Origin of the sequence: Paenibacillus sacheonensis (assembly GCF_009909195.1) — a bacterium.
GTDB lineage: Bacteria > Bacillota > Bacilli > Paenibacillales > Paenibacillaceae > Paenibacillus_Z > Paenibacillus_Z sacheonensis.
Genome location: NZ_JAAAMU010000010.1, coordinates 215,715 through 223,572 on the forward strand (window position 1 = coordinate 215,715; position 7,858 = coordinate 223,572).

Genomic DNA, 7,858 nt, shown 5'->3' on the forward strand with positions numbered 1-7,858 from the left:
ACCCCGGCATTTTTGCCGGGGTTTATTTTTTGGCATTTTATTCGCTACAATTTTCCTGAAAACGCAACTTTTTCTGACAAGCTGCGTCTAACCATTGTCTGTAAGCATCGTCTTGTACGAGCTGCTTCAAGGCGAAAAAACAGTCACTGAGGTGAAAGATGAAGAAGTTTGTAACCGCTGTAATGCTGTTGTCGTTTCTCATCACTTTGTTCCCCGCGCTCGTGGGAGCAGCGGAAGCACCCAAGCTTTATCTGAATGGCAAACAATTGTCCAGCAGCGCGGAACCGAAGAACGTAAACTCCCGTATCTTTGTTCCCATTCGTACCGTGACGGAAGGGCTCGGCTATGACGTCGAATGGAAGTCCCCGAACGTGACGATCTCCAACGGAGAAACGATGGCGGTCCTGACAATTGGAAGCAAGAAAGCCGTCGTCAACGATCAGGAAATCACTCTCGATGCACCTGCAATGATTTCAAAGAACATGACTTATGTTCCTCTTCGTTTCGTAGGCGAGCAGTTCGGTCTTGACGTGGACTGGGATGCCGATACCCGCTCGGTACATATGTACGCAAAACTCGTGGACAATCCTCCGCAATCCGGTTCGGACGGCGGCGAATCGACTGATCCGGGAGAAGGCAGCGGCGATCCGGGTTCGGGTACTGAAGAACCGGGTACAGGAGGGGGGACGACTGATCCTTCCAACGACACGGCATTGCTCAATTCCATTGTTTACGATGGCATTGGCAGCATCTACATGCCTTATGCGGGCGACTTCGGCAACGTGACGACGCAAGTGCTCCATAATCCGGAACGAATCGTCGTCGATCTGCCGTCGATGAACTTCGACCCTTATTTCCTGCCGGGCTTCCTGCCGGCTGCGAACGGTACCAAGCTCGGTGAGATTCTTGTCGATTCCAATCCGACGCTTCAGAAGATCCGTTACTCGTATTATTCGGACAAGCCATCGACAGTGCGCGTCGTGCTCGATATGGCCGCACCGACGAATTTTAAAATCACGAATGAAGACCATGTCGTTCGTATCGACGTATTGGAGCAAACAGGCCCGATCGTGCCGCCTCCGGTTAACCCGCCGACTACGCCTGACAAAGGCGAGTTTAAAGTCGTGCTCGATGCCGGCCACGGCGGCAAAGATCCGGGCGCGTCCAGCGTGAACGGACGCAAGGAGAAGGAGTTCAATTTGGCCATCACGCTGAAGGTGAAGGCACTGCTGGATAAGGAAACGAAAATCAAAGCGTATCTGACCCGTTCGGACGATACGTTCGTCGAGCTGGCGGACAGGGCAAACTTCGCGAACAAATTGCCCGCCGACATCTTTGTTTCGTTCCATGCGAATATCGCGTCTTCCGCAACCGTCAGCGGCTCCGAAACGTATTACTGGCGTTCGGACAGCCTGGCGCTCGCGAAAGTGATGCACAAGCATTTGGTTGCAGGCACGGGTTTGAGCGATCGCGGCGTAAGGACGGGCAATTTCCACGTCATTCGGGAAACGAAGATGCCCGCCGTATTGCTCGAGACAGGTTACTTGTCCAACAACGGAGACAGCTTGATGCTGTATAACGCAGCAAAGCAGGACAAGCTCGCGCTCGAAATCGTAGCAGGCATCAAAGAATACTTGAAACTCGGCTAGGAGGACGCAAATGAAGCGGCAATCGACAAAAACAATGATGTTGGCTCTCATTGCAGCTGCCTCGATCGTCTCGCTCAGCGCATGCGGGAACAAGGAGCAGCCGCTCCAGGGCAATGAAACGAGCAATCAGAATCAGTCCGTATCCGAAGGCGGGAACGGGAATAATTCAGGCCAGTCCTCGAATAGCGGAAACGCAGCGAATACCGGCAACAATGGCGGCGCGGGGAATTCCGATAACGCAGGCACTGCCGGCAATGCCGGCAGTGCCACCGATACCGGAACGGCTGCCGGGCCGGAGAAGAAGCAGGAAGATATCTCCGTGTATTACACGGACGATCAAATGATCGATCTTCATGCGCAGAAGAAGCAAATTGCCTACAGCGACGGGAACGAGCGACTGAAGGCGGCGTTCGAAGCGCTCCAATCGGATGGCGACAAGGGTGAAACTTCCCTGTGGAAGAACGTTCAGCTGCTTAGCGCCAAGCAAGATGGGGATGCCGTTACGCTTGACATTCATTTGCCCGACGAAGCAAGACTAGGCGCACCCGGCGAACAGCTCGCGCTGTCGGCCGTTACGCAAACCTATTTTCAATTCAAGGATGTCGCCTCGCTGAACATACTCGTCGACGGCGAAGCCGCGGAAAGTTTAATGGGACATGAGGACCTGGAGCATCCGATCAAAAAACAATAAAGGGGAGCCACGCAGACATGCCGCAGCAAAAAAAATGGGTTAAGCTGGTCTCATCGTTCATGGTATTTTCTTTGCTGGCAGGTTACACCGCGGCCGAGGCCGGCACGGTTCATGCCGATGCAGTCGTCACGACGACGAAGTTCAGCGACGTGCCTGCGGGACATTGGGCAGAGAAGCATATCGCCAAACTGGCCAGCCAAGGAATCATTAAAGGAACGAACGGCGCATTCAAGCCAAGCGACAACATCACGCAGCAAGAAGCGATCGCGCTGGCGATCCGTTTCATCGGCAAAGAAAACGAAGTGAAGACGGACGACGCGATCGTGTTTCCGGAGAACTTCAAAGTCAGTGCCTATTTCAAACCTTATATTATTCTCGCCTTCGAAGAAGGGCTTCTGAATCGCGACGAGGAGTTCAAACTTGCCGATGCCGATGCGGCTAACGCCTGGGGAACCAAGAAAGCATCGCGCGAATGGATCACGAAGCTGATCGTGAAGGCGATCGGCAAGGAACAGACGGCGAGCGAGCTTGCAGCGACGCCAAGCTCGTTCAAGGACGGCAGCCTCATCGGCAAAGATTATGCCGGCTATGTGAACGCGGCGGTTTCCTTGAAGCTCGTGAACGGCGTGACAGCGGATAAGTTCGATCCGAAAGGCAGCATCACGCGGGCGGCAATCGCTACGATTCTGAGCCGGGCGGAACCCGTATATCCGGTTGCCTACAGCGGACAATACACCGCCATTCTGACAAGCAAGAGCGCTTCTACGCTAGGCTTGTATATGGACGGCAAAGATTCCAACGTCGACTTGAACGCGGGCACGTACCTCTACCGGTTCGATTCCGAGAAAGCGGCCACGCTCGATCAGATCGTTCCGAATACGAAGCTGCTGGTCGTGGCGAGCGGCGGAAAAGCGCTGTACGTCGAACAGCTTGACGACGAGCAGCAGGTCGAGAAGATCACGGGAACGGTTGACCGTATTCTGCCGAATGACAGCAAACTATGGGTGTGGGTTGATGACGAGCCGGTAGCGATCAACTATACGCAGGCAACGACCGTAAAGGATGGAGCCGGCAATGCCATCGCAATCGGGAGCTTGGCTGCCGACAGCAAGGTCGAAATTACCCGTGATACGTACCGCGCGAAACCGCTGGCAGTCTCGATTGCGATTCAATCGGCTCCGGTGAACAAGACCGGTCAAGGCACGGTACAAGCGGTTCAAACGGCGACTCCTTCGATCACGGTGGCCGACGCGACGACGGGGGCTTCGTCGATGTACAGCGTCGCGCCGCAAACGGATGTCGTATGGCAGGGCCAAATCTTGGACGGCGGCTTGTCGCAGCTTCGCGTCGGCGATGTCGTCTCTTACGAGGTCAAGAATTCGGTCGTGACGAAGATCACCATCGTTCAAACATCCGCCAAGCTGATCCGCGGAGAGTTTTATTCCGCCAGCAGCGACGGCAATACGATTCAATACGTGAAGGGCTCGGGTACCGCGCAGCAAGTGCTGGAAGCGAAGTTCGTCACCGCCTCGGTCGACGTGACGATCGAAGGGTTGACGGGCACGACTGTCGGCGATCTTGTGAAGGGCGACGTGCTCGACATCTCGCTGAACGACAAAGATCAAATTACCGCGATCAAAGTAGTGAACCGTAAGGTCAATGTATTGTCAGGCGCGACGGTCGTCAGCTACGACAGCGATTTGAAGGCATTGACCGTGAAGGACACGAGCAACAATCTGGCATCCGTCTACCTGAGCGACAAAACGAAGCTGGATATGAACGGCTCGCCGGTTACGCTTAACAGCGTTGGCGGCTTGCTTCTGAAAGGGAAGAAAATCACCCTCGGCTACACGGAAAGCAAGGCGGTATTCGTTCAATTCGTGTATAAGTACACGGGCGCCGTAACGGCGGTCAATACGAATGCGGGCTCGGTCACGCTGCTGCAAAGCAACGGCGGCGCCGTCACCTTGCCGATGGATATTCCGAGCTATGTGGAAATCGCAGGCAAGTCCTCCGCTGCGCTTAGCGACGTGAAGGCCGGCGATCAAGTTACGGCGCTGCTCAACGTCACGCAGGATAAAGTGTCTACGCTGCAAGTGCACACGGCCAAGCAGATCGAAATCTACTCGGTCGACGCGGTCGGCAAGAAGCTGAAGCTGAAAGCGGCCGACGGAACGTTCTACGACTATTCCGCCGCGACGCTTGACGTGACGAACGAGAAGGGCGACAAGCTCGCGATCGGCAGCGTATCGGCCGGTCAGCTCGGCAATCTCTATTTCGTCGGACAGAACGTCGCCTCGCTCAAATTGCTGAACGTAACAGTCGGCCGCATCGCTTCCGTCTCGACGGATAAGGTGACAGTAGCCGATTATAACGGCTCGACGGTCGACGTCGCTCTTGGCACCGGCTATGCAGTCGTGAAGAACGGCATCACGGGCAGCTCTGCCGCCGTCCTGAGCGCCGGCGACCGCGTGGAAGCGAAGCTCGACGAGAAGGATCGCTTGGTCCTTACCGTGAACAGCGGCGTTGCGAAGAAATTCTGGAAATACGATACGGCCTCGCGTACGTTGTCCGTCAAACGGGAGACGTTGTCGGATGTCAATACGTTTGCCGTAACGGCAGCGACCAAAATCACGCAAAACGGCGCTGCCATCGCGATCAGCCAATTGACGGACGGCGATTCTATCGTGCTTTATTTCTACCGGAATGCTTTGGTAGAGATTTCGAAAGGTTAAAGTCCGCTCGAACACCATTGTCCTGGCGTTTGCCAGGACAATTTTTTATTTCAATTCTGTGAATATAGGCGAAGAAACCGCTTTTTCATTCGGTTTTGCGGTTGATAAATGCGACAATTTTCGCTACACTTTGAAACGATGGTTCTATTAGGAGTTGAGCGTCAGTTGAAAGCGAAAGACAAAATAACCCATGTCCTGGACGTGATCGGCCGCATGTTTCCGGATGCGCATTGCGAGCTCCATCACGGCAACCCTTTCGAACTGACCATTGCCGTATTGTTATCCGCGCAGTGCACGGACGAAACCGTCAATAAAGTGACAGCGAACTTGTTCCAGAAATACCGAACGCCTTCCGATTACCTGGCCGTTCCCTTGGATGAGCTGGAGAACGACATTAAGCGGATCGGGCTGTTTCGCAACAAAGCGCTATTCATCCAAAAGCTCTGCCGTATGCTGATCGACGATTACGGCGGCGACGTACCAAGAGAGCACGAAGAACTGACGAAGCTGCCCGGCGTGGGCCGCAAAACGGCCAATGTCGTCGTTTCCAACGCCTTCGGCGTACCGGCGATCGCCGTTGATACGCACGTGGAGCGCGTCTCGAAGCGCCTCGGCTTTGCAAAAGCGGATGACAACGTGCTGGAGGTCGAGAAGCGGCTGATGAAGCTGGTTCCGCGGGAACTCTGGACGGAGACCCATCACCGGCTTATATTTTTCGGGCGGTACCATTGCAAGGCACAGAACCCTCAGTGTCCCGTATGTCCGCTGCTAGATTGCTGCAAAGAAGGCCAGCAACGTATGAAACCGGCACTAAACCGCAAAACTAAGAGCTAAATGCTAGTCCAACCACTTAATGATAAGGATGATTAACCGATGAAATGCATTTCCGTATACACGAAAGATTTTTCGTTGTTTTCCGATATTTACGAGCAGATCATGGAAGCACCGCCGGCCGAGAACGAAGAAATTGTGCTCGAAGGCGTTACGGTAAGCGGAGCAGGCGACGTGCCCGATCAATATATTGAACGTATGCGGCAGAAGCCGGAATGCGTCGTTATGAAGGAAAAAGAACGCGGCGTGACGATCCTGCAGCACGGCGAAGTATTCGAAATTTGCCTGCCGGCAGTTCAACTCGTTTAATACGTCGCTCTGCGGTTGACTGAAAGGGAAGACGGGGAGCAAACAGGGAGAGAGAACCATGAGCCGTACGATTGAGAGAAATACGCAAGCCATGGAAACCGCACTGGCGAACATGGCGTCTTTGATGGCTGAAGCCGGGGACGAGGGGGACGCGAAGCGGCTGCGGGAGCTGCAGTCGAAGCTGGATCAAGGTCAGCTCACTGCAGCCTTCTGCGGGCACTTCTCCGCAGGCAAGTCAACGCTGGTCAACAAGCTTTGCGGCACGGAGCTGCTGCCTTCGAGCCCGATTCCGACCAGCGCGAACGTCGTCAGCATCAAGAACGGGGAAGCGAAAGCGGTCATCAAGAAGCTTGTCTCCGGACAAGAACAGACGCTGGAAGTTCCGATTCAAGACGTAAATGCTTACTGCAAAGACGGCGAAACGGTCCTTTCCGTTTCCTTGTCTTACCCTATCCCCCGGCTCGGCAGCCATACCGTGCTGCTGGATACGCCGGGTATCGATTCCACGGACGACGCGCACCGGATGGCGACCGAATCGGCGCTTCATTTGGCGGACGTCGTTTTTTATGTGATGGACTACAATCACGTGCAGTCCGAGATTAATTTCACATTTGCGAAGCAGTTGAAAGAATGGGGCAAACCGCTTTATTTGATCGTGAACCAAATCGATAAGCACCGTGACAGCGAGCTGTCCTTTGAGGCGTATAAACAAAGCGTGGACGAAGCGTTCGGGAACTGGCATCTGGAACCGAGCGGCATCGTCTATTTGTCGTTGCGGCAGCCGAACCATCCGCATTCGGAATGGTCTTCGCTGCTGGCGTTGTTCGAGTCCTTGGCGGAGCTTCGTACGCCGCTCGCGGTCTGCAGCGTGGATTCTTCCGCGCGCCATGTCGTTCGTCTGCACGGCAAAGCGCTGGAGGCCGCTTCCGAAGAGGAGCGCGAACGGCTGCTGACCCTGGCCGGCGGCGAGGGCGAAGCGGAGAAGGTTCGCGAGGAGATCGCATCCTTGGAAGGCGAGATCGAGCGGGGGCAAGCCGAGGTGGATACCCTACGTACGCGGCTGCGCCTCGAGGTGCAAAGCTTGCTGGACAATGCGAATTTGACGCCTGCGGCTACCCGCGATCTAGCCCAGTCGTTTCTGGAAAGCCGCAAGCCCGGCTTCAAGGCGGGCCTGTTGTTTGCCGGCGCGAAGACGGCCGCCGAACAGGAACGCCGCTTGCAGGCATTTTATCATGATCTGCACGCCAAGGTGCAAGCGGGCATCGAGTGGCATCTGCTTGACCTGCTGCGGCGCGCGGCGGACGGCATCGGCTGGCGCGGCGAGACGCTGGAAGCCGAGCTGTCGCCGTTCGTGAACGGATTGTGGGATGCCGATCTGCTCGTATCGCATGTGAATACGGGCGCCTCGTTCGGCAATGCCTATACCATGACGTACAGCCGGGAAATCGCCGAGGCCGTCAAAAGCCAGTACCGCAAGCGCGCGCTAACGTGGATCGACGCGCTTGGCGATCGGGCCGCAGCGGCCGGCGAAGCTGCCGCCGCGCCGCTGCGCGCGCGGCTTGCCGAGCTTGCGACGCAAGCCGGCGCGCTTTCGGCGCTGGCCGCGCTCGCGGAGCGCGCGGCCGCGCATCTCGCGCGGCTGG

6 protein-coding genes are annotated in these 7,858 nt (G+C 55.8%); all 6 read left to right on the forward strand.

Annotated elements, in window-relative coordinates; genetic code table 11:
* Positions 1 to 158 precede the first annotated feature (158 nt).
* On the forward strand, positions 159 to 1,649 hold the full coding sequence (locus GT003_RS19675) for an N-acetylmuramoyl-L-alanine amidase (protein ID WP_161700966.1): 1,491 nt from the start codon (positions 159 to 161) through the stop codon (positions 1,647 to 1,649).
* A 10-nt stretch (positions 1,650 to 1,659) separates the two neighbouring features.
* A complete protein-coding gene (locus tag GT003_RS19680; protein WP_161700968.1) occupies positions 1,660 to 2,340 on the forward strand; it encodes a GerMN domain-containing protein in 681 nt (226 codons plus the stop codon).
* Positions 2,341 to 2,357: 17 nt separating this feature from the next.
* The gene (locus GT003_RS19685) at positions 2,358 to 5,075 is read left to right on the forward strand and encodes an S-layer homology domain-containing protein (protein WP_161700970.1); all 2,718 of its coding nucleotides are present in this window, start codon (positions 2,358 to 2,360) and stop codon (positions 5,073 to 5,075) included.
* Positions 5,076 to 5,240: 165 nt separating this feature from the next.
* Positions 5,241 to 5,909 (forward strand): endonuclease III, encoded by a 669-nt coding sequence (nth, locus tag GT003_RS19690; RefSeq protein WP_275589126.1) that lies wholly within the window; start codon positions 5,241 to 5,243, stop codon positions 5,907 to 5,909.
* A gap of 39 nt (positions 5,910 to 5,948) precedes the next feature.
* Positions 5,949 to 6,215: an NAD/NADP transhydrogenase alpha subunit gene (locus GT003_RS19695; RefSeq protein ID WP_161700974.1), complete on the forward strand. Its 267-nt coding sequence runs from the start codon at positions 5,949 to 5,951 to the stop codon at positions 6,213 to 6,215.
* Between the two features lie 58 nt (positions 6,216 to 6,273).
* Positions 6,274 to 7,858: dynamin family protein (locus GT003_RS19700; protein ID WP_211676310.1), on the forward strand; the 1,585-nt coding region annotated here is incomplete at its 3' end.